The following is a 24,014-nucleotide window of genomic DNA, read 5'->3' on the forward strand; positions in this document are numbered from 1 at the left end:
GCGTCAACTTTCCTTGACGGTCAAGGAAAGTTGACGGCTCCGGATCGACTGTGTTGCAGGAGAGACGACACGCCAGGCGCGACGCGCCGCACCGAGCTAGAAGGTACTGATCGGCCGCACGTTGTTGGCCAGGTCGACCAGCGCGTAGCGGTGCGCCTTGGTCGGCGCCACGCGGGCCAGCCCGCGCAAGGATGCCTCGACGCCGAGGCGCAGTCCGTATTCGGTGAACGGGAAGCCCAGGATGTGGTTGGTGCTGGCAGTGTTGTCGGCCAGCCAGTCCAGGGCCGTGCCGAGCACCAGTGTCCGGATCTGCAGCACCCGCGGCTCGGATTCCGGCAGCGCCTCGACTCGGCGTGCGGCGTCACGGATTTGGCGTTCGGTGATGTCGGCGGTGGTGGGTGCCGACAGCAGGGTGACGGCGCTGGTCAGTCGTGCGGTGGTGAAATGCCTTGAGGTGGCGGGCACTTCGTCCAAGGTGTGGACGGCGGCTTCCCGGTCTCCGGCCATCGCCTGTACGCGGGCGCGGCCGAAACCGGCCGAGATGACGCCGTTGTCGGTGTTCCACACCGTCTGATAGAACGCGCGCTCTGCGGCCGATCCGGACAGTTCAGCAGTGGCCGCCAACGCCACCTTCGGTGCCAGCTCGCCCGGCAGGGTGTTCAGGACTTCGGTGAAATCCTTTGTCGCCGCGTCATAGTTGCCCGCCAGCAGCTCGCCGACCGCGCGGAACCACACCAGCCGCCAATGCCAGCCGACCCGGTCGGCCAGGTTCTCGAGTTTCCGGTTCGCTTTGGCCACGTCGCCGAGGTCGAGGAGGGCGCGCACTTCCATCAGCGGCAGCTCGACCGACTGCGACAGATCCACGCCTTCCGAATCGAGCGACCCCTCCCTGGCGGCGCGCAACGAATCCAGCGTCTGCACCGGCTGACTCAGCACGGTGGCCGACAGCACCGTCGCGCCGACGTCGGCCGGGTCGACCAATGGCACCTGCAGGGCCCGGACAATCTCTGGGGCGGTGATCTTTTCGGTGTGCTGCTGACCGTCGATGTAGACGTCGGTGTGGGCCACCAGCATGTTGACGCCGAACGTCGACCGCGACGGACTGAACACCGAGGACAGGCCGGGCCGTGGCGTCCTCGTGTCCTGGGCGACGACTTCCCGCAGCACGCCGAGCAGCTGCCCGGACATCTCCTCGGCGCTGCCGAACCGCCGGCGCGGGTCGGGGTCGATCGCGCGGCGCAGCAGCCGGCCGAACGAATCGTATTGGGCCAGAATCGGATCGTCCTCGGGCAGCCCGTCGGCGTAGCGGCCTCTGTCGGTCTTCAGATCCAGGGTCAGGGCGGCCAGGGTACGGCCGACGGTGTAGATGTCGGTGACGATCGTCGGCCCGGTCCGGACGATCTCCGGTGCCTGGTAACCCGGTGTGCCGTACAGGAATCCGAACGAGTTGATCCGTGACACCGCGCCGAGGTCGATGAGCTTGAGCTGCTCCTCGGTGAACATGATGTTCTCGGGCTTGAGGTCGTTGTAGACCAGACCGATCGAATGCAGGTAACCGAGCGCCGGCAGGATCTCCAGCATGTAGGCGATCGCTTGGGCCACCGGCAGTTTGGCGCCCTTCACCTGTTTCAGTGAGGTGCCGCCGACGTACTCCATCACGATGTAGCCGACGGGGTCGCCGTGCTTGTCGGCGTGCTCGACGAAGTTGAAGATCTTCACGATCGCGGGATGCGTGACCTCAGCCAGGAACTGGCGCTCGGCCATGGCGATCGCCTGTGCCTCCGCATCTCCGGAATGCACCAGACCTTTGAGCACCACCGGCCGGTTGTTGACGTTGGTGTCCAGCGCCAGGTAGATCCAGCCCAGCCCACCGTGGGCGATGCAACCCTTGACTTCGTACTGATCGGCCACCATGGTGCCCGGACTCAGTTGCGGCAGAAACGAATACGCGCTTCCGCAATGGGGGCATGAGCCTTCCGATTGGCCGGGCTTGCCGTCTTCGGAGCGGCCGACCGGCTTGCCGCAGGACCAGCAGAAGCGTTTGGCCTCGGCCACCACGGGGTTGGTCATCAACGCCGCGAGCGGATCCTGATCCACCATCCGCGGCACTTCGACCAGGCCGCCGCCGAGTCGCCGGACGGGCGAAACCCGGGTCGTGGCGGTGGCGACGCTGGTGGGCGCCGATTCACGTTCGGGCGGAACGGGCACCGGGATGCTCATCGAGTCGTCGAACAGCGGCCGGAACACCGCCTGCGTGCCCATCGGCCGCATGGTGGCCAGCGAATCCCACGTCACCTCAACGGCCTGCGTGCCGGGGTCGGTGTCCGGACCCGCGTCAACAGGACCCGCTTCGACAGGGCCCGCGTCCACGGGACCCGCGTCCACGGGGCCGGTCGTCGCTTCGCTTTCGGGCATCAGTCGCTGTACCTCGGCACGGGCGGGTTCGGCGTCGAGCCCAGCACGGTCAACCACTTGCGGTACAACGTGTTCCACGTGCCGTCGCGGCGAATCCGCTCCAGCGTCCCATTCACGAACCGGACCAGCCCGGTGTTGTTCAGGTTGATCCCGATGCCATAGGGCTCCTCGGCCATGTTGGGGCCGACGATGTGCAGGTACGGGTCCTGGGCCACGAGGCCGGCCAGGATGGCGTCGTCGGTGGACACGGCGTCGGCCTGCCGCTGTTGCAATGCCACCAGGCAGTCGGCCCAGGTGATGGCCTCCACGAGGACCGGCGGCGGGGTGATGCGCTGCAGTCGTGCCTTCGAGGTGGTGGCCTTCACGACGCACACCCGCTTGCCCGACAGGTCCGTCGGCCGGCGAATGTCGGAGCCCCGGGTGGTGAGGATCCGTTGTTTCGCGGAGAAGTACTCGGCGGAGAAGTTGACCAGTTTGCGTCGTTCGCAGGTGATGCTCATGGTCTTCACCACGATGTCGACCTGGTTGTGCTGCAGCGCCGAGATCCGGTCGTTGTCCGACAGGATCCGGTATTCGACCTGTGATGGCGTGCCGAAGATGTCGCGGGCCACCTCGCCGGCGATGTCGACGTCGAAGCCCGTGATCTGCCCCGTGATCGGGTCGCGGAACGTGAAGAGGTTGCTGCCGATGTCGAGCCCGACGATCAGCCGGCCGCGGTCCTTGATGTTGGTGACCGCCGCCGCCGCGGCCTCGGGCGTCGGGAACGGCCGCAGGCTCGCGGTGCAGTCGGACTTGTCCTCCGGGCCCAGGTCCGGAACCGCGGTCTGCACCTCCATGCCCGCCGGTGTCGGCGGTGCGATGGTGATGCTCTGCGGCGCCACCGGCGGTGCGGCCTCGCCGCAGCCGGCGGCCACCAGCACCGCGACCATCACCGGGACCAAACGCGCACGCATCGAAAAACTCATCGGTATTCACTCAACCTCGGCCACAGCCCGAGCGCCACCGCGAGGGCCGCAGCCAGGCTCAGCGCCGCCGCGCCGACCGTCGCTCCGGACAGGGCCTGACGTCCGTTCAGGATGTCGCTGCGCAGCTGCTTGCGGCTTTCGTCGATGCCTTTGGACAGGGCCTCGTCGAGCTTGTCGAAGGCCGGCGTCGAATCGTCCTCGCTGGTGCCAAGGGCCACCTGCGTGGCGGACTGGTAATTGCCGGTGGAGATGTAGGCGTTGATCCGGTCGTCGGCGGCGCGCCAGCGGCGGATCAGCTGATCGGCGCCCGTCAGGTCCTTCTTGCCGATCGCATCGGGCCGGCGCATGTACTCCGCCAGCTGCAGTTGGAGGGCGTCGATGCGGTGGTAGTACGACTGCTTGCGGACGCTCTCGTCGCCGCGCCGGATCAGCGACAGCGTCTCGTCCGCACGCGCCTGCTGCGCCGTGATGGCCATGCTGGTCACGGTCTGCAGCGATGCCGCCGTGTTGCGGGCATGCCGGGTGTCCGCCGTAGAGATGACGAGGGTGGCACCTATCCAGACGATCATGATCAGCACCGCCATGCCCCCGGCGACGAAGCCGATGTTGACGCGCCGGCGGGTGTGCCGGGCCAGCCAGCGGTTGGAAAAGAAGCCGAACATCAGCGTCGCCGCGACCACCAGGATCACCGGCGCGGGCACCTGTGACGAGCCGCTGGTCTCCGAATTCACGCGTGCGGACGTGTTCTCGTAGAGCCGCTGGGCGTCGGGCAGGATCTGGGTCTGCATGAGCCATGACGCCTCGGACAGGTACGACGAACCCACCGGGTTGCCGGCGCGGTTGTTGGTCCGCGCGGTCTCCACCAGGCCGGTGTAGACCGCCAGCTCGGCATTGATGTGCCCGAGCACCTTGACCATGGGCTCGTCGGTGATGCCACTGGACGCGGCCGTGACGGCGACGGCGGCGTCCGTGATGGCCTGCTCGTAGCGCTGCCGCAGATCCACCGGCTCCGAGCCGGCGATGAAGGCGGTCGCGGCGGCGGCATCGGCGACTGACAGCGTGGTGTAGAGCTGGCCGGCCGCGAACGCCAGCGGCTCGGTGTGGTCGAGCACGGTGGTCAGGGCCTGCTGGCGGGCGTGGATCGTGGTCGAGGTGGCGAAGGCACACGCGAGGACCAGGCTGGCGAGCATCAACCCGATCAGGAGGATGCGGCCGGGGGTGGTCCACATGAACCACCATCGAGTGTGCGCGGGAGTCCCGGGGGACCGAGATACCACCGGCTCGGTCGAAGGGTGCGCCAACTCCACCGTCACGTGTGCGCCGACCTCAACTTTCCTGACCCGTTGGCCCTGCCGAACTCGTTTAATAGAAGTCTAAGAGCTTGCGGCGCGTAGGGGGTGGATTACCGGTCGGCCCGGTCCCCCAAATCTTTCGCGACGTTCCCTATTGTGGGATTCGTGCAGGGCGACGGTGACGGATGGGTGCTCGCGGCTGACGGCTCCCACTTCTGGGGTCGCCATGGTGCGGCCGGACTTCTGCTGCGGGCGCCGCAGCCGGGCGGCGGAGCGGCGGTGCTGCTGCAGTACCGCGCGCCATGGAGCCATCAAGGCGGCACCTGGGCACTGCCCGGTGGGGCGCGCGACAGCCACGAGACCGTCGAGGAGGCCGCCGTCCGCGAGGCCTACGAGGAGGCCGGCCTGCTGGCCGAGCAGCTGACGGTCCGGACGACCGTGGTCACCGCGATCGCGATGGGCGAGGTGTGGACGTACACCACGGTGATCGCCGACGCACCCGAACAACTCGCGACGGTGCCCAACCGCGAGAGCGTCGAGCTGCGGTGGGTCTCCGAGGACGACGTCGCGTCGCTGCCGCTGCATCCCGGATTCGCCGCCAGCTGGGAACAGCTGCGCAGCGTGACGGCGAGTATCCCGCTCAGTTCGTAGGCAGGGCCTGCTTGAGTGCCTGCGCTGCCGCGGCCGGATCCTCGGCCGCGGTGATCGCCCGGACCACGACGATGCGCCGCGCACCGGCGGCCACCACCTCGGGGGCCCGCGCCAGGTCGATGCCGCCGATGGCGAACCAGGGTTTGTCGGTACCCGTCGCGGCCGCCGCGCGGACCAGTTCCAAGCCCGGCGCGGTGCGGCCCGGCTTGGTCGGCGTCGGCCAGCACGGGCCGACGCAGAAGTAGTCGACGTCCTCGGTCACCGAGACGGCCAGCTGCTGCTCGTCATGCGTCGAGCGGCCGAACAGCGGATCCGGCCCGACGATGTCGCGGGCGAGGGCCAGCGGCAGATCGTCCTGGCCGAGGTGCAGCACGTCGGCGTGGGCGCCGCGGGCGATGTCGGCCCGGTCGTTCACCGCGAACAGCGCGCCGTGCCGCCTGGCCGCGTCGGCCAGCACCTCCAGCGCTTCGAGCTCCTGCTTGGCCTCGAGCGGACCGAACTGTGCTTCACCGGCCGAGCCCTTGTCCCGCAACTGGATGATGTCCACGCCACCGGCGAGTGCCGCGTCGGCGAACTCGGCCAGGTCACCGCGCTCCCGGCGGGCGTCGGTGCACAGGTACAGGGACGCGGACTGCAGACGCTCGAAGGCTTTAGACACAGCGCGACGGTAGCGACTACCGTGGACGCCGCACACACGGGAGTCCCGGGACCGGGGGCTGAGAGTGGGGTCGTCCTACCCTTACCGTCACACCTGATCCGGATCATGCCGGCGAAGGGAGAGGAATCATCGTGCCGGCTGGCATGGCGGTAATCGGCGGCGGCGTCATCGGTCTGGCCGTGGCCCGGCGCGCGGCGCTGGACGGGTGGTCGGTGCGCGTGCACCGGACCGAGGCGCGTGGCGCCTCCTGGGTCGCCGGCGGCATGCTCGCGCCGCACTCCGAGGGCTGGCCGGGTGAGCAGGACCAGTTGCAGGTGGGGCTGGACTCGCTGGCGTTGTGGCATGACGGCTTCCTCGACGGCCTGCCTGACGACGTGGTGACGGCCCGCGACTCGCTCGTGGTGGCGGTCGACCGGGCAGACGCGGCCGACGTCCGTACGGTCGCCGAGTGGCTGGCGGCGCAGGGGCATCCCGTCACGGTCACCACCGCGGCCCGTGACATCGAACCGTTGCTGGCGCAGGGGATTCGGCACGGCTTCCGGGCGGAGACCGAACTGGCCGTCGACAACCGCCTCGTGGTCGAGGGGCTGATCGCGCACTGCGACCGCCTGGGTGTGCAATGGGCCGGACCGGTCGATTCCCTCGACAAGACGCGCGACGCCGATGTCACCGTGCTGGCCAACGGGATCGACGCGCCGGCACTGTGGCCCGGGCTGCCGGTGCGTCCGGTGAAGGGCGAGATACTGCGGCTACGGTGGCGCAAGGGCTGTATGCCGGTGCCGCAGCGGGTGATTCGCGCTCGGGTGCACGGTCGGCAGGTGTATCTGGTGCCGCGTGCCGACGGTGTGGTGGTAGGCGCCACCCAGTACGAGCACGGCCGGGACACCGCGCCGGCGGTATCCGGAGTGCGCGACCTTCTCGATGACGCCTGTGCGGTGATACCTGCCCTCGGCGAATACGAACTTGCCGAATGTGCTGCGGGACTGCGGCCGATGACCCCGGACGGCCTGCCGATCGTGGGCTGGCTCGATGACCGCACCCTGGCGGCCACCGGTCACGGGAGGAACGGCTTTCTGCTGGCCGCCTGGACCGCACAACGGATTTCGGACCTGTTGAAGGGCGATGCGAGAGAGAAGGTGGCACTGTGCTGATCACAGTCAACGATGAGAGCGTGGAGATTCGCGAAGGCACCACGGTCGCCGAATTGATTGGCACCCTGGGCTTTCCGGACAAGGGCATCGCCGTCGCGGTCGACTGGACGGTGCTGCCCCGGTCGGAATGGGACGACGTCGTGGCCGAGGGCGCCAAGATCGAGGTCGTGACGGCGGTGCAAGGTGGCTGAGGTCTGTACGTCGGCCGATGTCCTGCGCATCGCCGACCGGGAGTTCGGTTCGCGGCTCATCATGGGCACCGGCGGTGCGGCGAATCTTTCGATCCTGGAGGAGGCACTCGTCGCCTCGGGTACCGAGCTGACCACTGTCGCGATGCGGCGCATCGACGCCGAAACCGGCACCGGTGTACTCGATCTGCTGAACAAGCTCGGCATCGCCGCGCTGCCCAACACCGCCGGCTGTCGCGGCGCGGCCGAAGCGGTGCTGACGGCGCAACTGGCGCGCGAGGCGCTGCAGACCAACTGGGTGAAACTCGAGGTGATCGCCGACGAGCGCACCCTGTTGCCGGACGCCATCGAGTTGGTCCGCGCCGCAGAGCAATTGGTGGATGACGGCTTCGTCGTCCTGCCCTACACCAACGACGACCCGGTGTTGGCGCGCCGGCTGGAGGACACCGGCTGCGCGGCGGTGATGCCGTTGGGCGCGCCGATCGGCACGGGGCTGGGCATCTCCAACCCGCACAACATCGAGATGATCGTCGCGGCCGCCGGCGTGCCGGTGGTGCTCGACGCCGGCATCGGCACGGCCAGCGATGCCGCATTGGCCATGGAACTGGGTTGTGACGCAGTGCTTCTCGCGACGGCGGTGACCCGGGCCTCGGATCCGCCGATGATGGCCGCCGCCATGGCGGCGGCGGTCACCGCGGGTCGGCTGGCCTCGCGGGCGGGCCGCGTGCCCAAGCGGTTCTGGGCGCAGGCATCCAGCCCCGCGCTATGACGACGCGGTATGTCGCCCTCGGTAGTTCGATGGCCGCCGGGCCCGGCATCGCGCCGGGCGCGCCCGGCGCGCCGAAGCGATCCGGCCGGTCGGCGGTCAACTACCCGCATCTCGTCGCCGAGCAGCTCGGTTACGACCTTGTCGACGTGACCTTTTCGGGTTCCACCACCGCCCACGTGCTCACCGAGCGGCAGTTCGGTGAGCCGCCGCAGGTGGACGCGCTCGACGGATCCGAGTCGTTGGTCACCATCACCATCGGCGGCAACGACGCCGGCTATGTGCTGATGCTCGGGGCGGCCTGCCTGCCGCGGTTCTTGCGGTCGGTGCCCGTCGTCGGCGGGCGGCTGCGCGGCCTGCTCGACCCGGCGGAACGGGACCAGGCCCTTGACGTCGTGGGTGAGTCGTTGAAAACCGTTGGGCGAGAGGTGCGTCGACGTGCGCCGCGGGCCCGGGTGCTGTTCGTCGATTACCTGACGCTGCTGCCGCCGGCGGGAGTGCCCGCACCACCGATCGGTGCGGCCGATGCCGAGCTGGGCCGGCACGTCGCCGCCCGGCTGGCCGAGCTGACGGCCGCCGCGGCCGCGGCGGCCGGATGTGAACTGGTGCCGGTCGCAGCTGCCAGCCGTGCGCACCATGCGTGGTCGGCCGATCCCTGGACCACGGCGTTTCATCTGCCACTGCCGGGCCGGGTGGCCCCGCTGCACCCGAACGCCGCGGGTATGCGCGCCGTCGCGCAGATGGTGATCGAACGCGTATCGTGCGCCTGATGGCGCTGCCATCAGGCAAGGGGGTTGTCCGGCGATGATCCAGCTGACGGGATTGACAAAGGTTTTCGGGCGCAAACGCGCCGTCGATGATTTGACCTGTTCCGTCGAGCCCGGTTTCGTCACCGGTTTCCTCGGGCCGAACGGCGCCGGTAAATCCACCACGATGCGCATGATCGTCGGGCTGGACAGGCCGACCTCCGGCATCGCGACGGTGCTGGGCAAGACCTATCACGAGCTGAAGCATCCGCTGCGCAGCGTCGGTGCGCTGCTCGATGCCCGTCAGGTGCATCCCAATCGCACGGCGCGCGCTCACCTTCGGTGGCTGGCCGCCAGCAACAAGCTGCCGAAGGCCCGTGTCGATGAAGTACTGAACATCGTCGGATTGACCGATGTCGCGGGTAAACAGGCCGGCACGTTCTCGCTCGGGATGTCGCAGCGGTTGGGCATCGCCGTGGCGCTGTTGGGTGATCCCGAAGTGCTGCTGTTCGACGAACCGGTGAACGGGCTGGACCCCGAGGGCATCAGGTGGATTCGGACGCTCATGCGCGACTTGGCATCTGAGGGCCGGACGGTGTTGGTGTCCAGTCATCTGCTTGCCGAGATGGCGAACACAGCGGACCGGCTGCTGGTGATCGGGCGGGGACAGTTGATCAGCTCGAGCACCATGGCGGAGTTCCTGACCAGCTCCGGGAGCGACACCATTCGGGTCCGCAGCCCGCAGCTGGAGCGTCTTCATGAGTTGCTGACGGCGCAGGATGCGTCGGCGCAATTGGCGGACGGCGTGCTGCTGGTTCGCGGAATCTCGACGGAGCAGGTGGGGGAGTTGGCTGCCGGTCACGGAATCGTGCTGCACGAATTGGCCGCCCAGCAGGCCTCGTTGGAGGAAGCGTACATGCGACTGACCGACGACGCCGTCGACTACCGGGCGGTGGGTGCGCCATGACGATCAACGCCGAGCGGATCAAGCTGCAGACCACGCGGTCGCCGATCTGGCTCATCCTGACAGTTGCGGTGGTGGGTCTGGGGTTCGCCGCGATACAGGCGGCGGCACTGGGTCCGCACGGGGTGCTCAAGCCCGAGCGGGCGGCCATCGGCGTCAGCGTCTTCGGTGTGCCGGTGCTGATGATCCTGTCCGCGATGTCGATCACCGGGGAGTACCGCTCCGGCATGATCCGCACGACGTTCCTGGCCACCCCCAACCGAGCGTGGGCACTGGCAGCGAAAGCGCTCGTGACGGCGGCGCTTTCCGCGGTCGTCACCGCGGTCATGGTGGCGGGCTCGATCGCGTTCGCGGCGTCGTTGGTGACCGCAGAGCAGGCCGAGGAGTTGTCCTTCTCGAACGCGGAGGTCTGGCGTGCGATCGGCACGATGTCGCTGTATGCCGTGCTGGGCGCGGTGCTGGCGGTCGGTCTGGGCGGGTTGTTGCGGCACGCGGCGGCAGTGGTCGCGGTGGTGTTGTTGATGCCGTTCGTCGTGGAACCGGTGCTCGGCGCGCTTCCTCAGGTCGGCGCACGGGTGGGACCGTGGCTGCCCTTCGGGAACGCGTACACCTTCACCAGGACCCCCTGGTTCCAGACGTTCTCGTTGTGGTGGGGACCGGCCGGCGCGGCCCTCTACTTCGCCGCAGTTGCGGCGGCGGTGTTCATGCTGGCGCTCGTGGTGGTCACCCGCCGCGACCCGTAGGGCATGGGTGTCTGCTCTCAACGGCCGAATTGGTTTGGCGCACTGGGCCTTCCCGGCGGAGTTGCGAGATTCTGCTGGAGATGGCTCGGTACTTCGATGGCTCCAACTTCGCCGCGATTGGGTCGGGCTTGTACTCCGACCAAGTCGCCGCCCGCATGGATCGCAGTCACTGCGGCCACCCTCTGGTAGCTGAATGCTGGCCTCGACTCGAATGAACCGGTTCCTGCCTGGGCTTCGTCCAACCGCCGATATTCGGACAGTTGTTGCTCTACCATCGCGCGTATGCCGGAGACTGACCCTGAAGCGCCGTCAATCTCGCGTCAGCCCGTTGCGGTAGATCTGCAACCGAAGTGGTTGGCGCCCGCATCGCTCGGAATCGCGGTCATCGCGCTAGGGGTTGCGGTCTGGGCGCTGGTGTCGCCACCACATCAGTCGTCGCCATCGGTCCCAGAGCCCACCGAGCAACAAGTCGCCGACGCGAAGGCTCGCGCGTGTGCCGCCTTCACCACCGTGCGCACGGCGGTGGCGCTACAGACGCACACCGAACTCGGCTCTGAGCCGGTTGCGGTTACGGCGGTCACAGCAGTCTCGCGTTTGGCCATGAGCAGTGGTGCTCAGTACTTGCAGACGCATCTGGACCGGGCCACGCCGGCGGACCTCACGGCCGCGATTCGCGAGTTTGCCGTTGACCTGCAGGATATTTCGATGTACGGGCAGGCCGGGATCGGCGGGGCCGACCCGGCGCAGGCGGGTCGGTTGAAAGCCGGCGAAGCTGTCAGCACGAAGATTGCCGGCCTTTGCAAGTGAGCCGCGGGGAAGCTCCGCACGTGGGTGTTCACCTGGTCCACCTGTAGGACCGACGACAGGCCCCTTCGTTCTCAGCGTCAGTTCAGCAAGCGGTGACTACCTTCCGCAGGCATGACCGGTGCTGCCCGCCCCTCAACGATCGTGAAGCGCGTGACTGCGAGCAAGGTTCCCGAAGTCACCATCTGGTTCTGGCTGATCAAGGTGCTGTGCACCACGGTCGGAGAGAGCTTCGCCGACTGGATCAACCAAGGTCTCGGTGTGGGTCTCGGTGCCACCGCGGTGCTGTTCACCGCCGTACTGGCCCTGGTCATGGGGGCCCAGCTGCGATTGCCGCGCTACGTCCCTGTCGTCTACTGGCTGACGGTCGTGGTCCTCAGCGTCACCGGCACCCTCTACACCGATCTGCTCACCGACGCCCTTGCCGTCCCGATGGCCACGAGCACAGCCGTCTTCACTGTCACTCTGGCGGTGGTGTTCGCGGTGTGGTTCGCCCGGGAGCGGACACTGTCGATCCACAGCATCACAACGCGACCGCGGGAGCTGTTCTACTGGCTCGCTGTCCTGGTCACCTTCGCGCTCGGCACCGCCGCCGGCGACTGGACCTTGACCCTGACCGGGTGGAGTGCCGGGGTATCGGTACTGCTCCCGGTCACCCTCATCGCCGCGGTGACCATCGGCTGGCGCGTCGGGGTCAACTCCGTGTTGTCGTTCTGGCTGGCGTACATCCTGACCCGCCCGCTGGGCGCCAACCTCGGCGACTGGCTTGCCACACCGCGCAGCGCACACGGTCTCGGCCTCGGATACGGCCTGACCAGTGGAATCTTCCTCGCCGCGATCGCCGCTGCTGTCGGCTATCTGACCTGGACCCGCATCGATGTGATCGAGGTCGACGATCAGGCGGCGGCCCCCGCGCCGAAGCGCACGCTATCGGCGGTGAGCACCGTCGGTTACTACGCCGTCGTGGTCTTGGCGGCCGGCGCCCTGCTGCAATGGGCCTCGATTCAGCCGCATGGCCCCGTCACCGACAGCGAGGAAGGGCCCGCGCCGACCGCGGCGGCCGCGCCTCTGGTGCCCGGCAAGGTCGGTGCCTTCCCGGCGACCGATATTGCGCACTTCCGCAACGTCACCCAAGACACGCTGGCAAAGGTCGATGCTGGAGACCAATCCGGCGCCCGAGCGCGGATCACCGACCTCGAAACCGCATGGGACCACGACCAGGACCGGCTGCAGGCCATCGACTCCAGCGCCTGGACGGCGCTGGACCGGGAAATCGACGCAGCACTCAAGTCCGTCCGATCCAGCAGCCCAAGCGTTGACGACGAAAAACAATCTCTGACAACGCTTTTGAACAGTCTGCGCTGATTCCTTCAGTCATTCGCAACTCAGAACGACAAGGCCGCGATGGACCTCGATACCCGAATCTTTTACTACATCAACAATTTCGCCCGGGACACCCCGTGGCTGCACCCGGTCGTGGCCGGATACGCCGAAGACGGTGTTGTACTGTTCGCCAGCTTTCTCCTCGCTGGATGGTGGATCGCCCGCAGAACCAACAACCCCAGTGCGATGGCAGCGGCGGTATGGGCGCCTTTGGGTGTGCTGGCAGCGGTGGCCATCAACCAGCCGATCGCCGATACCATCAATGCCACCCGTCCCTGTAATGCGCTGCCCCACATCGTCGTCTTGCATTGCAACACCGACGGTGGCTTCCCCAGTGACCACGCGATGATGGCCGGGGCCGTCGCTGCCGGGGTCTGGCTGGTGAATCGACGACTCGGCGTCATCGCCGCCATCGCGGCAGTGGCCATGGCATTGGCTCGCGTCTATGTCGGTGCGCATTACCCCCAAGACGTCGTTGCCGGTCTCGCTCTGGGCGCGACCCTGAGCGTTTCCGGATATCTCGTCGCCCGGCCGGTGCTGAGCCGGCTGGTGGAACGCGCCGCCAGGACCCGGCTGCGGCCGCTCATCACGGCCGCTGAGCCAGGTGCCGTTCACTGAAGCAGACTGTGGCGGTGGGCTTTTCAGCAGTTTTGCGTTTGAAACGTGTGCGCGGGTCTTCAGGCCTGTTCGCGCTCAGCGTCCTCACAGCGACCTGCTGTCAGTCTGGTGGCATACCCGACAGCTGCTCGGCTTCGATCAGCTGGAATCCCGTGAAAGGTGTTGATGGACATGACAGCCCGGCGAGAAGCAATCAACCTGATGGTCGGAGCCCTGATGCTGGTGGCGGCGACGATGTCGGTCCACGAGGCCCAGGAGCGCGCCCAGAACGCACCGGCTCTGTCGAACGGCGGGCACTACGACAGCGCACTCGTCCAGGGGATGTAGCCGGCCAATTTATGGCCGCCGCCTCAGTCTGTGCCAGGCTACGCAGGTGAGAGTGCTGCTGGTCGAAGACGAGCCCATGCTGGCCGAGACGATCACCGCTGGGCTGCGCGCCGAAGGGTTCGTCGTGGTCGCGGTGGCCGATGGTGCCGAGGGCCTCTGGCAGGCCACCCACGAGCAGTTCGACGTCATCGTGCTCGACATCATGCTGCCGGGTCTCAACGGCTACGAGGTCTTGCGCAAGATGCGCGCCGCACACATTTGGACGCCGGTGCTGATGCTGACCGCCAAGGACGGCGACTACGACCAGACCGACGCCTTTGATCTGGGCGCAGACGACTATTTGACCAAACCCTTTTCGTTCATGGTGCTCACCGCGCGCTTGCGGGCCTTGATTCGCCGCGGCGCACCGCAGCGTCCCGTCGTGCTGACTGCCGGCGACATTTCACTGGACCCCGCGCGCCGGACCGTGCACCGGGGTGGCGAGGACGTCTCGCTGACACCGCGAGAATTCGCGCTCCTGGCATACCTGTTGCGCCACAAGGACACTGTCCTCACAAAAACCCAGATCCTGCACAACGTCTGGGACAGTCACTACGACGGCCCCGACAACGTGGTGGAAGTCTATGTCGGCTATCTGAGACGCAAGATCGGCTCGGAGGCGATCACCACGCTCCGTGGCGCAGGCTACCGGCTCGAATCCGGCGAACCGGCAAGCGGCAACTGAACCGTCACCACGGTTCCTGCGCCAGAGCGTCGGTCCTCGATGCTGACCGAGCCATCGTGGGCGGCCACGATCTCGGAGACGATCGCCAACCCCAACCCGGTACCACCACCACGCCGGGATCGGTCGGCGTCCAGCCGGAAGAACCGCTCGAAAACCTTGTCCCGTGCGGCGGCAGGGATTCCCGGGCCGTCATCGATCACCTGCACGACGGCGTTGTCACCCTCGGCGCGCACGACGATGGTCACCTCGCTGGTGGCATGGCGGGCCGCGTTGTCGGCCAGGTTGCGCAACAATCGCACGAACCCGTCCGGATCGACGCTGGCCTTTACCGCCGAAAGATCGGAGACTATTCGCAACGTCGTTTCCCGTTTGAGTCGTGCCGCCTCCGCAGTCGCCAGATCGTCGAGATCGGTCTCGACACGACGCAGCGGCAAGCCGCGTTCATCGGCGCGCGCCAGTAGGAGCAGGTTCTCCACCAGGGTCTGCATCCGGCGTGCTTCCGGCAACAATGCGTTGGTCAGCAGCGTTCTGTCGAGGAGATCGGGGTGGGTGGCTCCGATCTCCAACGCGGACACCACCGTTGCCAGCGGGCTCCGCAGCTCGTGGGATGCGTCCCCGACAAACCGTCGTTGCGCGGCATGGCCGGCCTCGATGCGGGCCAGCATGTCGTTCATGGTCACCGCCAGCGCGGAAATCTCATCCGACCTGCGACCGACGGGGACCCGCTCGCCCAGATCGAAGGCACTGATCGCCGACACTCGCGACCGGATGGCCTCCACGGACCGCAACGACCGGCGCACCAGCAGGTATGTGACGACTCCGGCCACCACAGCCACAACCGGCGCCGTGATCGCCAGCATCTGCCCGGCAGTGCCGATCATCTGCTCGATCGGCTCGATGCCCCCGCCCACAAGTACCGTGTACTGCCGCCCCTTGCGGGATGCCACTGTGATTGTGCTGACGCGCACGTCGTCGTCATCGGTTGCCAGCACCCCGACCTGGGCACCTTCGTGCGGCACAGGAATCAACGGGGTCTGCGGTGCGCTGTCGGATCGCTCCACCACGGTGCCGGCGGCGTCGGCGATCTGCACGGCCACGATCCGGTGATCGGTGTGCATCAATACCGATTCCACCTCATCGGGTGGTTCCTTGCGCAGCACATCGGCCACCGCCTGGGCGCGGGCCTCCGCTGCGTTGTCCACGTCGGCGCACATCATCCGGTACAGCAACAGCGTCGAGGCCGACCCCACGATCACGAGGCCGGCCAGCACCACCGCCGCGGCCACCAGCGCTGAGCGGACCGCAATGCCGCCGAACCAGCCACGCCACCGGCCTGCGAAATCCCTCAGCGCCACGCGGCGGCTCACTCGGCGCCCTGGCCTTGCAGGCCCCTCAGCGAGACCCACCCACGACCGACCCACATCGCTCCATCATTCACTGCCGTCTCCGGCAGCGATGTCACAGCGTGCGTCCTCGGCGGCGCGCGATGTCATTGCCCATCCGAAATCCATTTCGGTGCAGGCGAATTGAACAGAGATTGCCGCGTGGACGGCAACCGCACGCTCACTGCATTGGTGCACGCGCCGCGTTCACCCACGGCAAGTGTCCCGCCGTGAGTGGCGATGATCCGAGCAGCCAACTCCAGACCGGAGTTGCACTTTGACGACATCCGGCCGGTGTCGGCGACCGCGATATGGGGGCCGTCGTCGCGGATGATGATGACCGCCTGAGCATCTCGGCGGTACACCTCAAGCTCGATCGCCGATACGGCGTTGCAACGTGCATGTTCGACCAGCGCAGTGACCGCCCGGTTCAATGTCGTAGCGTCACCCACCACGTAGGTCGGCTGCAGGTCGGTTCGGATCGACAACCCAGTGTTTTGCCGCAGCCGTCCAGCATGCTGGACCAACACATCATCGAGAAAGACCATTTCTCCTTCTCGGCTCACGGCGTTGTCCTTTCTGGTCGTGTGAATGACCGGCGGCCGAGGCAACATGCTTGCCTTCGGTCAGGTGTGGCGCTACGCCGGGCATATACCTCCCGACCGTAGGAGCCACGACCTGAAGACACGCTGAGAACGATCAGAAATTAGAGTTCGCCAGCACGGCTGTGCCGCCCGTATTCGTACCCGCGTGCGGTGGGACGCTATCGGAGATCGACGGGAACTGCGTCAGTGGTGCGTTGTAAGTCGCGGGGGGCGAGTTCGATTTCGATTCCGGCTGCTCCGCCACCGACCAGAACGGTGTCATAGGTCAGCGTGTGTTGCGCGATGACGACGATGAAACTGGGGTCCAGGCCCAGTGGTGATACCCCGAGTCGGGGGTAGCCGGTAGTCGCTTCTAATTGCACGCTGCTGGCGACTTCGATTCTGCTGCAACCGAGTTCGGTGGCAACACGTTTGAGGTCTACCCGAATGTTCACCGGGCAGGTGACGGCGATCAGTCTGCCCGTGGAGTGTTCGTGGCAGATCAGCGTTTTCATAATCCGGTCCACGGGGTAGCCCAGCGCGGCTGCGAAGTCCGTCGGCGATGAGATGGGGCCGGGCAGGGCGGCGTGATCGTGCACCCGGTGCGTCACCGCGGCAGCGGCCAGGTGCGCGCGCACTCGCGCGTGCAATTCTGTCATTGATGTCCTGTCTCGTGAGTGGTATCAGTCGTTGAGCAACAGGGTGTTCAGACGCCGGTGGGTTTCTAGCAAGCCCTCGTGGTCGTCGGCGCAGCCACGTGCCATCAGCAGGTAGCCGTAGGAGCCGTCGCGCAGGTCGACTTCGGCGGTCATTGACCGTAGCGCAACGTGTTCGATGCCGGCGACGGTGCGCAACTGTGCCGACCAATCCGGTCGTAGTCGGACTCGTTGGCCGATCGGCGGCTGGAGGGCCAACTGGTAATGGACCCCGGCTGCGTTGCCCGGCCTCCGGTCGACGATCTGTCCGGCGGCCGAGTTCAGCGCGCATTCAAAAAGGTCGATGCCGGTTTGTGCGGCAACCAGGTCGGTGATGCCGCCGCCGGGAACTCTCCCGTTCACTTCGATGATGTGGGGCCCGGTCGTGGTCAGTTTGATCTCGATGTGTAGGCAGCCGCATTGCACGTCGAGTGCTAGTGCTGCCTTTAGCGCCACGTCTGCGACGTCGTGTCGCTCGACTGGGCTCAGTATCGCCGGGAGGAAGGCGCCGGTTTCTCGGAATGGTTCGGCTAGGGGCATGCGGCCGGTGATTGCGAGGACCGAGGGCAGCCCGTTGTCCACCACCACTTCAACCGAGACGTAGTCGCCGACGCCGCCGCGATCGGTTGGTGGGAAGTCACCGAGGAGTTCTTCGATGATGGTCGGTCGCCATGGGTTGGCGTGGCATCGGATTGCCAATTCTGCTGCCAGCGCCGGGAAATCGGGAATGCAGATGGTGTCGCGGCCCCCGTGCCCCGACGCCGGTTTCACCACGACCGGGTAGGTCAGCTTCTTGAGTAGTTCGTCGGCGCTGGTTGCCCTGGCCGGGCTGTCGATGCCGACAAACCCGGGTCCGGGTACGCCGGCATCGGCCAGTGCGTGGCGTTGGGCGATTTTGTCGACGAGTAGCCGTGCTGTGCAGGCATGGTTTGCTGGCAAACCAATATTCCGTGCCAGGGCGGCGGCATGCTCGATGCGTGAGTCGGCAAATGTGGTGACGCCGACGACATCGTGTAGTGTGAGCTGCGCGGTCACCTTCTCGGTGGAACTGCCGTCGGTAATGACAACGCTTCCGAATCGTCTGAGTATTCGTGCGTCGGTCTGACCGGCTAACCAGACGAGGTGAATCCCGTTTCGTGTCGCCGTCTCTGTGAGTATGAGCAGCGGGACCGAGTCGGGTTCATATACGATCGCGATTCGACGTTCGGTGGGCACTGACATGGGTGTTTTCACCCTCCACGGGGATATCGCGACAGCTGCGGCGGTTAGCAGAGACAGGGAGATTGTGCACATGGCGGTCACCCTGCTTGACGGTCTTTGCAAATTATCTGACGGCGACGATTCCGACAACGAAACGTCAGAATTTGCTCACCTGCTGCGCGGTTGGATTCGTGAGTACCTCATGGAACCGCATAGGGACCTGGGGCGGGCGGGACCGGTGTGCCCTTTTGCCCGCGCCTCGTTGGATCAGGACATGCTGTGGATTACCGCGGTGCACAGCGAACTACCGGCATTCTCCAAGTTGGTAGCTGAGCTGCACACACTGCGTGACACATTCCTGGAGCTGGAGCCGGCTGATGGCCCCGAGAGCCTGCTCAAGGCGGTGTTCATCGTGTTCCCCGATCTGACCGACGTCGCCGTCATCGATGCGGTGCAACAGGCACTCAAACCCGAATTCGTTGACGCCGGCCTCATGGTCGGCCAGTTCTATGACGGCTGCACCGAGCGCGGTCTCTGGAATGCCGACTTCCGTCCGCTGCAGTCGCCCGTTCCGCTCCTCGCGATACGGCACATGGTGGGCAGTGACTTCGCTTTTCTCAACACCTCGCCGGCCTGGGTCGAGGCTTACCTGCGACGGTTCGCGCCGACCGTCCCCTCGCCAGTGCGCGCGGCCTTAGCGGACAGATTCAGCGACCCGACCCCGCCCGGCTGAAACGCAGAGCCTGGCGTTCGCGTCGCGGACAAGAGCCCGCCGCGGCGGGGCCGTTGACCAAAAAGCGTTCGATCACCGGTCCGCATAGGTGAGCATGGTCCGCTAGGTAGGAGTATCGGCTAATAACTTAGCTCATATCATTCACAGTTAATTTCTGTTCGACACTCGTCAGTGGTCCTCTCGGAGTTGTGGCCGCACCTCCGGGAGGAGTCGTCTTCTCGCGGATGCGTCAAGTGCAGTTCGCGGATATTCGTCAGTAATACGTGTTCAAGACCGCCGATGATGTTGGGATGACCCGGCGGGTGGTAGTGAATGGCGCGATCGGTCGTCGGCGCGCGATCAGAACTTCTTTGCGACTTCTTTGCGCCCAGAAGTTGAATTAGCACTGCATCAGTGATTTGCTAGAAGTGCTAGCGCCAGTCATTTTTCGCAGGTGGTTGGTGGGGTTTGTCGCGCGACGGCGCGACGCGGGGAACGGTGTTCGCGCACCGGCTGACGGGACTGATGCATGGCAGGGAAGTACTTCGCCGACTCGGCGGCGCAGCGGTATGCGCAGACGCTCAAGACCGCCCGATCATTGCAGAGAGGCTTGGCAGGGGTCGTCCCGACTGTCGTCGGGCAGTGTCTGTCGGCCCCGATGGGAGCGTGACGCATGCATAACAATCATGCGACGGGGCACGATTCTGGTACCTCGTGGAATGTGTCAGTCGGTGCATCGGCAGCCAGCTTCCGGAGCCTCAGCGAGACCAGCCCTTACGCCGTCCTGGTGCACGATCGTGGACGTGTAGTGTACGCCAACGCCGCGGCGGCGAGTTTGACGATGGCCGAGTCGACGGGGCAGATGGTTGGCGCTCATCACCGACTTTGTGCATCCCGCAGCAATTTTGAGCGCCTTGACCGCTCCCGGCGACTCAGGCCAGGCATCGGCACCAGTGATGTCGGTTTTGCTGCGCTGCGATGGAACCACGCTCGACATCGAAGCCACCACGGTAGCCACCCCGTGGGAAGGTCGCCCCGCCCATCAGACGGTGCTGCGAGCGGTGACCACGCCAATAGTGTTGCACAGCAATACAATTAACCACGAACTGCATGTCCGGCATGCGCCGGAGGCCATCATCACCGCCACCGTCGACGGCCTGATCACCGGATGGAACATCGCTGCCGAGCGGCTGTTCGGGCGATCAGTCGCCGACTCCCTCGGGCAGCTGATCCGCGACGCGCTCGGCGTCGAACTCGATGTGGTTGCCATCGCCGCAGAGGGACGTGCCCGCGACCTCACCTGATACACGTTGACAGGAGGGCCTGTGGCGGTGCGTGTCTCTGTCGCAGCGGTCGACACCGGGTACATCCTCATCTGCACCGACCGCGCCGACGCGCTCGATACCACACAGCACTATCAGTCGGTGGTGACATCGCTGGACCGCGGCATCGTGGTCATCAATCGTGACGGCACCATCGCCTCCATCAATCCGGCCGCCATCCGCATCCGCGGACCCGGGGGCGGACGCTTTCCTAGTACACATGCTGAGCGCGCGCTGGACTACCCGGTTTCGACACCGAGGGAAACATGGTGCCTGCCCCGCAGCGGCCGGCCAACATCACCTTGCGCACCGGGCAGCCCGTCTACGCGCAGGTTCTCGGCCTGCGTCGCGACGATGGCCATCAATCCTGGATTTCGTTCACCACAACCTTGCTCAACCCCGATGAACCCGAACGTTCGCCGATTGTCATGTCGCTCACTGACGTCACCACCGAGCACCTGACCAATCTGCATCTGCGCCGCGCGGCGCACCACGACACGCTCACCGGGCTACCCAATCGTGGCCGCGCCCTGGCGATGATCACTGCGGCCATGACGCCCAGCGACCACCCTCATCTGGCGGCGCTGATGTTCATCGACATCGATCAACTCAAACGGATTAATGACTCGCTGGGGCACCACGTTGGCGATGTGGTGTTGCAAGCCTGCGCTGAGCGTCTCCAGGGGGCGATCCGCGCGGCCGACACCCTCGCCCGTGTCGGCGGCGACGAATTCGTGGTGCTCGTCGCTGCACCAGCCAGCGCCGCAGACCTTCAGCAGATCGCTCGGCGGCTGCACCACGCCCTCGAGAACCCAATCGTCACCGATGAGCACACCATCGCCGTCAGCGCCAGTATCGGCGTTGCCGGCGTCGACCCGACCCGGCCAACAACGCCCACCGATCTTCTACGCCAGGCCGATGCCGCCATGTATCAGGCCAAAGCGACAGGTTCGGGCGAAACCCGATTCTTGTCGGTACATTCGGCCACCCCTCGGCACCGATCCGACGCAGACCCGCGTCATTCCTCTACGCCGCCCGAACGCAGGTTGTAGGTATGCGGCGGGAAACGTAGGCCATTCTCAGCTTGCTCGGCGCGCGCGGTACATCGCCTTGTCGGCGCGGTGCACGCTTCCATCGGAAAGCGTTTGCCCTTCCATAGTGGTGCGATCGCCTCCTCATCGGCATAAAGCACTGATCCCCGTCACGTAGCGAGCCAAACGACGCGAGAGCCTCAGCATGTACCTTCCCTGCCATCGCGATGGGCGTTGCCGCCCTTGCGTTTTGCTTCGAACTTGGCGTGATCGGTGTCCTCGATGGCGGCATCGACAATGGTCGACCGCCGCCTCGATGCCGCACCCGCAAAAGAAGATGCCGTCCGCAGAAAATGGAAACCACCCCGTCTTTTCACGATTGGCCGAGCATAGATTTGTTTGCAAAGTCGACTCTCTGCCGCGCGTTTCCATTTTCGTGTAGCGGAGAACATGGAGTGGCGCATGAGGCGTATGAGACCGATTAAAAATATTCAATCGCGATAGTTAATAAACCTTCTTCCTGCAAACTGCAAATATTTACTATGCAGTAGCAATATCAGCACTCCACGTGCGTTTATGCGGATTTTTTGAGGAATCTGTTGGCTAGTGGGCAAACATGGTAATTTCCAATAGGCCGAGCGCGGGGCGGCAAAACGCTCTGAATCCAAAGGGGATTCGATCGTGTCCAAGCATCGCAAACAAAAGTCCGGCAGGACCTTGAGGTCCGTCAATTATCTCGCGACCGGTGCCTTGGGCGTCGCAGCCGCGAGTGCCGGCATCGTAATGGCGATTCCGCCAGGCGCGGTGGACGCGCTCACAGCGTCGCCGCGAGCGGTTGAACTCACCGATTTCAGCTTCCCGCTGGCGCCTGCGCAGGATCCGAACAACCCCTTGTGGTGGTTGACCGGGTTGTTCGGGGCGAACGCGTCGCCGCCGGGACCGAAAGCGCTCATCAAGCCGTTCGCCCCGACGACGCCGGACCCATTGGACAGTCCGTGCGGTCTGATCTGTAACGGCGCGGCAGGTACGGCTGCGCACCCGAACGGCCAAGCCGGTGGCATCTTGTTCGGTGACGGCGGCGCAGGCTGGGACAGCACCGATGCAGGAGTCAACGGCGGTGACGGCGGCGCAGCAGGTCTGCTGTTCGGTAGTGGCGGCCGAGGCGGCAACGGCGCCGACGGCACCGACGTCCTGGCCGGCAGTAACGGCGGCAAGGGCGGAAACATGGGTCTGCTCGGGCTGTTCGGGACCGGCGGCAAGGGCGGTAATGGCGGCGCAGGTGGCTTCGGTGCGACTGGCGTCACCGGCGGCGCGGGCGGTGACGGCGTTGCTGGCACCGACGGCGCGACCGGTACGGCAGGTGCGACCGGCGCTACCGGAGCCGCAGGCGCAGCCGGCGCGGCAGGTACCGCGGGCACCGCGGGAACTGCGGGCACTGCCGGCGCGACCGGCTCCAAGGGCAGCGACTTTGTATTGATCGGGTTGAAGGGCGGCACTGGTGGCACCGGTGGTGCGGGCGCCGCGGGTGGCGCGGGTGCTTCAGGCGGCACTGGTGGTACCGGTGGCACTGGCGGAACCGGTGGCACCGGCGGAACCGGTGGTGCCGGTACGCCGGGCGGCTCCGGCGGCGGCGGTGGTGCCGGTGGGACGGGTCTGCAGGGTACTGCGGCCGGTGCCGGTGGTGCCGGTGGTGCCGGTGGCAGTGCCGGCCTGCTCACGTTGTTCGGTGGCGGCGGCCAAGGTGGTGACGGCGGTATTGGTGGCACCGGCGGAACCGGTGGCACCGGCGGTTCGGGTGGCACCGGCGGCACGGGTGGCAATGGTGGCAATGGTGGCGCAGGCGGCAATGGTGGCGCAGGCGGCACGGGCGGTTCCGGTGGGACTGGTGGCACGGGCGGTACCGGCGGTACCGGTGGCACCGGCGGTACCGGTGGCGCCGGTGGCGACGGCATCTCGCCGATTGCCCCGCTGCCCTTCGCGATCGCAGGTGGTGCGGGTGGCACCGGCGGTGCGGGTGGTAAGGGTGGCACCGGCGGTACGGGTGGTACCGGCGGCGCGGCCGGCGTTGGTGGTGCCGGTGGCGGCGGTGCAACCGGTGGGCCGGCGGTGCGCCTGGTGCCGGAGGCAACGGCGGCCAGGGCGGCGTGGGCGGCACGGGTGGTACCGGCGGCGCTGCGGGCGCCGGCGGTGGTGGCGGTTTGTTGGGCGGCTTGGGAATTGGGTCCGGCGGCACGGCCGGCAGCACAGGTGCCACCGGCGCGAAGGGTGCGACAGGCGCGACCGGAGCGACAGGCAGCACCGGCGCAGCCGGAACGCCCGGAAAGACCGGCGCGTCCGGAAGTACGGGCGCCACTGGCGCCGGTGGCACTGCGGGTGCGGCAGGAAGCGCCGGACACACAGGTGCTGCCGGCAGCGCGGGCAGCACCGGCTCCGCGGGCCATGCGACGTTCGGTGTGAGCGGCGGCGCTGGTGGTGCCGGTGGCGGTGGAGGTGCCGGCGGTGCAGGTGGCGCCGGCGGATAAACCGCGAACGATCAACCGCCCTTGATGCAGAACACCTCGTCAAGGGCGGTTGTTCGTGGCCCAGCTGCGGGTTTGGCGTCCAGACGCCATAGGTCGATCATCGCCGGACCGCGGGTGGCGTCATCGACGACGACGTATCGGTGGCCTTCAGCGGTCCGCAAGACTATGTCG

General features: G+C 66.5%; 23 protein-coding genes and 3 pseudogenes. 17 read left to right on the top strand and 9 right to left on the bottom strand.

The window, feature by feature from the left end; genetic code table 11:
- Window positions 1-96 precede the first annotated feature (96 nt).
- The 3 genes and pseudogenes from A7G45_RS10725 to glnX all read right to left on the bottom strand — a co-directional run.
- Window positions 97-2,160, bottom strand: a pseudogene (locus A7G45_RS10725) (serine/threonine-protein kinase PknG); the annotation flags it as partial.
- 254 nt (window positions 2,161-2,414) lie between these two features.
- On the bottom strand, window positions 2,415-3,368 hold the full coding sequence (locus A7G45_RS10730) for a glutamate ABC transporter substrate-binding protein (protein ID WP_260936691.1): 954 nt from the start codon (window positions 3,366-3,368) through the stop codon (window positions 2,415-2,417).
- Window positions 3,369-3,376: 8 nt separating this feature from the next.
- A complete protein-coding gene (gene glnX / locus A7G45_RS10735; RefSeq protein ID WP_260936694.1) occupies window positions 3,377-4,693 on the bottom strand; it encodes a protein kinase G-activating protein GlnX in 1,317 nt (438 codons plus the stop codon).
- A 144-nt stretch (window positions 4,694-4,837) separates the two neighbouring features.
- Here glnX and A7G45_RS10740 point away from each other — a divergent pair, with 144 nt between their 5' ends.
- Complete coding sequence (locus A7G45_RS10740; protein WP_174557639.1) at window positions 4,838-5,323, top strand: NUDIX hydrolase; 486 nt, start codon at window positions 4,838-4,840, stop codon at window positions 5,321-5,323.
- Here A7G45_RS10740 and thiE read toward each other — a convergent pair.
- Entirely contained in the window at window positions 5,313-5,981 is a 669-nt protein-coding gene (gene thiE, locus A7G45_RS10745; RefSeq protein ID WP_064860069.1) for a thiamine phosphate synthase, read from the bottom strand. The two genes, A7G45_RS10740 and thiE, sit on opposite strands and share 11 nt — an antisense overlap.
- Window positions 5,982-6,124: 143 nt before the next feature.
- Between thiE and thiO the strand changes: the two genes are divergently transcribed.
- The 11 genes from thiO to A7G45_RS10800 all read left to right on the top strand — a co-directional run bounded on the left by thiO (window position 6,125) and on the right by A7G45_RS10800 (window position 14,395).
- Window positions 6,125-7,132 (top strand): glycine oxidase ThiO, encoded by a 1,008-nt coding sequence (thiO, locus tag A7G45_RS10750; protein WP_276555117.1) that lies wholly within the window; start codon window positions 6,125-6,127, stop codon window positions 7,130-7,132.
- On the top strand, window positions 7,126-7,323 hold the full coding sequence (thiS, locus tag A7G45_RS10755; protein ID WP_064860070.1) for a sulfur carrier protein ThiS: 198 nt from the start codon (window positions 7,126-7,128) through the stop codon (window positions 7,321-7,323). Before thiO ends, thiS begins: the two co-directional genes overlap by 7 nt.
- 22 nt (window positions 7,324-7,345) lie before the next feature.
- Window positions 7,346-8,089 carry a thiazole synthase gene (thiG, locus tag A7G45_RS10760; protein ID WP_256370123.1) on the top strand — a complete coding sequence of 248 codons (744 nt, stop codon included), beginning with the start codon at window positions 7,346-7,348 and terminating at the stop codon, window positions 8,087-8,089.
- The gene (locus tag A7G45_RS10765) at window positions 8,086-8,856 is read left to right on the top strand and encodes an SGNH/GDSL hydrolase family protein (protein WP_260936700.1); all 771 of its coding nucleotides are present in this window, start codon (window positions 8,086-8,088) and stop codon (window positions 8,854-8,856) included. Before thiG ends, A7G45_RS10765 begins: the two co-directional genes overlap by 4 nt.
- 34 nt (window positions 8,857-8,890) lie before the next feature.
- A complete protein-coding gene (locus tag A7G45_RS10770) occupies window positions 8,891-9,799 on the top strand; it encodes an ATP-binding cassette domain-containing protein (RefSeq protein WP_061003627.1) in 909 nt (302 codons plus the stop codon).
- A complete protein-coding gene (locus tag A7G45_RS10775; RefSeq protein ID WP_061009317.1) occupies window positions 9,796-10,539 on the top strand; it encodes an ABC transporter permease in 744 nt (247 codons plus the stop codon). The genes A7G45_RS10770 and A7G45_RS10775 overlap by 4 nt, the downstream gene beginning before the upstream one ends.
- 282 nt (window positions 10,540-10,821) lie before the next feature.
- Window positions 10,822-11,346: a hypothetical protein gene (locus A7G45_RS10780; RefSeq protein WP_234785282.1), complete on the top strand. Its 525-nt coding sequence runs from the start codon at window positions 10,822-10,824 to the stop codon at window positions 11,344-11,346.
- Window positions 11,347-11,457: 111 nt separating this feature from the next.
- Window positions 11,458-12,708 (top strand): COG4705 family protein, encoded by a 1,251-nt coding sequence (locus tag A7G45_RS10785; protein WP_061003623.1) that lies wholly within the window; start codon window positions 11,458-11,460, stop codon window positions 12,706-12,708.
- A gap of 39 nt (window positions 12,709-12,747) precedes the next feature.
- Window positions 12,748-13,344, top strand: a complete 597-nt coding sequence (locus A7G45_RS10790; protein ID WP_061003621.1) for a phosphatase PAP2 family protein — start codon at window positions 12,748-12,750, stop codon at window positions 13,342-13,344.
- 171 nt (window positions 13,345-13,515) lie between these two features.
- Window positions 13,516-13,671 carry a hypothetical protein gene (locus tag A7G45_RS10795; RefSeq protein WP_165605570.1) on the top strand — a complete coding sequence of 52 codons (156 nt, stop codon included), beginning with the start codon at window positions 13,516-13,518 and terminating at the stop codon, window positions 13,669-13,671.
- A gap of 46 nt (window positions 13,672-13,717) precedes the next feature.
- Entirely contained in the window at window positions 13,718-14,395 is a 678-nt protein-coding gene (locus A7G45_RS10800) for a response regulator transcription factor (RefSeq protein ID WP_061003619.1), read from the top strand.
- Here the strand turns inward: A7G45_RS10800 and A7G45_RS10805 are convergent.
- From A7G45_RS10805 to A7G45_RS10820, 4 genes are all read right to left on the bottom strand, one after another.
- Entirely contained in the window at window positions 14,356-15,744 is a 1,389-nt protein-coding gene (locus A7G45_RS10805) for a HAMP domain-containing sensor histidine kinase (RefSeq protein ID WP_276555120.1), read from the bottom strand. The two genes, A7G45_RS10800 and A7G45_RS10805, sit on opposite strands and share 40 nt — an antisense overlap.
- A 140-nt stretch (window positions 15,745-15,884) precedes the next feature.
- Window positions 15,885-16,325 (bottom strand): ATP-binding protein, encoded by a 441-nt coding sequence (locus A7G45_RS10810; RefSeq protein WP_061003614.1) that lies wholly within the window; start codon window positions 16,323-16,325, stop codon window positions 15,885-15,887.
- A 215-nt stretch (window positions 16,326-16,540) separates the two neighbouring features.
- Complete coding sequence (locus A7G45_RS10815) at window positions 16,541-17,020, bottom strand: aminoacyl-tRNA deacylase (protein WP_064860937.1); 480 nt, start codon at window positions 17,018-17,020, stop codon at window positions 16,541-16,543.
- A gap of 24 nt (window positions 17,021-17,044) precedes the next feature.
- Window positions 17,045-18,349: an ATP-grasp domain-containing protein gene (locus tag A7G45_RS10820; protein ID WP_082761713.1), complete on the bottom strand. Its 1,305-nt coding sequence runs from the start codon at window positions 18,347-18,349 to the stop codon at window positions 17,045-17,047.
- Between A7G45_RS10820 and A7G45_RS10825 the strand changes: the two genes are divergently transcribed.
- The 5 genes and pseudogenes from A7G45_RS10825 to A7G45_RS10840 all read left to right on the top strand — a co-directional run bounded on the left by A7G45_RS10825 (window position 18,348) and on the right by A7G45_RS10840 (window position 23,843).
- The gene (locus A7G45_RS10825) at window positions 18,348-18,989 is read left to right on the top strand and encodes a DUF6875 domain-containing protein (RefSeq protein WP_064860949.1); all 642 of its coding nucleotides are present in this window, start codon (window positions 18,348-18,350) and stop codon (window positions 18,987-18,989) included. The genes A7G45_RS10820 and A7G45_RS10825 overlap by 2 nt on opposite strands.
- A 652-nt stretch (window positions 18,990-19,641) precedes the next feature.
- Window positions 19,642-19,806 (top strand): annotated as a pseudogene (locus A7G45_RS32690) (PAS domain-containing protein); the annotation flags it as partial.
- Window positions 19,807-19,834: 28 nt separating this feature from the next.
- A complete protein-coding gene (locus tag A7G45_RS10830) occupies window positions 19,835-20,272 on the top strand; it encodes a PAS domain-containing protein (protein ID WP_131808858.1) in 438 nt (145 codons plus the stop codon).
- A 287-nt stretch (window positions 20,273-20,559) separates the two neighbouring features.
- A complete protein-coding gene (locus A7G45_RS10835; protein ID WP_260936721.1) occupies window positions 20,560-21,342 on the top strand; it encodes a GGDEF domain-containing protein in 783 nt (260 codons plus the stop codon).
- A gap of 762 nt (window positions 21,343-22,104) precedes the next feature.
- Window positions 22,105-23,843 (top strand): annotated as a pseudogene (locus A7G45_RS10840) (PGRS repeat-containing protein).
- An 11-nt stretch (window positions 23,844-23,854) separates the two neighbouring features.
- Here A7G45_RS10840 and A7G45_RS10845 read toward each other — a convergent pair.
- A complete protein-coding gene (locus tag A7G45_RS10845) occupies window positions 23,855-24,004 on the bottom strand; it encodes a hypothetical protein (RefSeq protein WP_234785527.1) in 150 nt (49 codons plus the stop codon).
- Between the last annotated feature and the right edge of the window lie 10 nt (window positions 24,005-24,014).

It is taken from the genome of Mycolicibacterium llatzerense, from assembly GCF_025331195.1.
GTDB lineage: Bacteria > Actinomycetota > Actinomycetes > Mycobacteriales > Mycobacteriaceae > Mycobacterium > Mycobacterium llatzerense.

Coding starts and splice junctions, on each gene's coding strand:
- A7G45_RS10730 (WP_260936691.1), bottom strand. CDS start 3,368: ATGCGTGCGCGTTTGGTCCCGGTGATGGTCGCGGTGCTGGTGGCCGCC.
- thiO (WP_276555117.1), top strand. CDS start 6,125: ATGGCGGTAATCGGCGGCGGCGTCATCGGTCTGGCCGTGGCCCGGCGC.
- A7G45_RS10765 (WP_260936700.1), top strand. CDS start 8,086: ATGACGACGCGGTATGTCGCCCTCGGTAGTTCGATGGCCGCCGGGCCC.
- A7G45_RS10770 (WP_061003627.1), top strand. CDS start 8,891: ATGATCCAGCTGACGGGATTGACAAAGGTTTTCGGGCGCAAACGCGCC.
- A7G45_RS10775 (WP_061009317.1), top strand. CDS start 9,796: ATGACGATCAACGCCGAGCGGATCAAGCTGCAGACCACGCGGTCGCCG.
- A7G45_RS10780 (WP_234785282.1), top strand. CDS start 10,822: ATGCCGGAGACTGACCCTGAAGCGCCGTCAATCTCGCGTCAGCCCGTT.
- A7G45_RS10785 (WP_061003623.1), top strand. CDS start 11,458: ATGACCGGTGCTGCCCGCCCCTCAACGATCGTGAAGCGCGTGACTGCG.
- A7G45_RS10790 (WP_061003621.1), top strand. CDS start 12,748: ATGGACCTCGATACCCGAATCTTTTACTACATCAACAATTTCGCCCGG.
- A7G45_RS10795 (WP_165605570.1), top strand. CDS start 13,516: ATGACAGCCCGGCGAGAAGCAATCAACCTGATGGTCGGAGCCCTGATG.
- A7G45_RS10810 (WP_061003614.1), bottom strand. CDS start 16,325: ATGGTCTTTCTCGATGATGTGTTGGTCCAGCATGCTGGACGGCTGCGG.
- A7G45_RS10815 (WP_064860937.1), bottom strand. CDS start 17,020: ATGACAGAATTGCACGCGCGAGTGCGCGCGCACCTGGCCGCTGCCGCG.
- A7G45_RS10825 (WP_064860949.1), top strand. CDS start 18,348: ATGGCGGTCACCCTGCTTGACGGTCTTTGCAAATTATCTGACGGCGAC.
- A7G45_RS10820 (WP_082761713.1), bottom strand. CDS start 18,349: ATGTGCACAATCTCCCTGTCTCTGCTAACCGCCGCAGCTGTCGCGATA.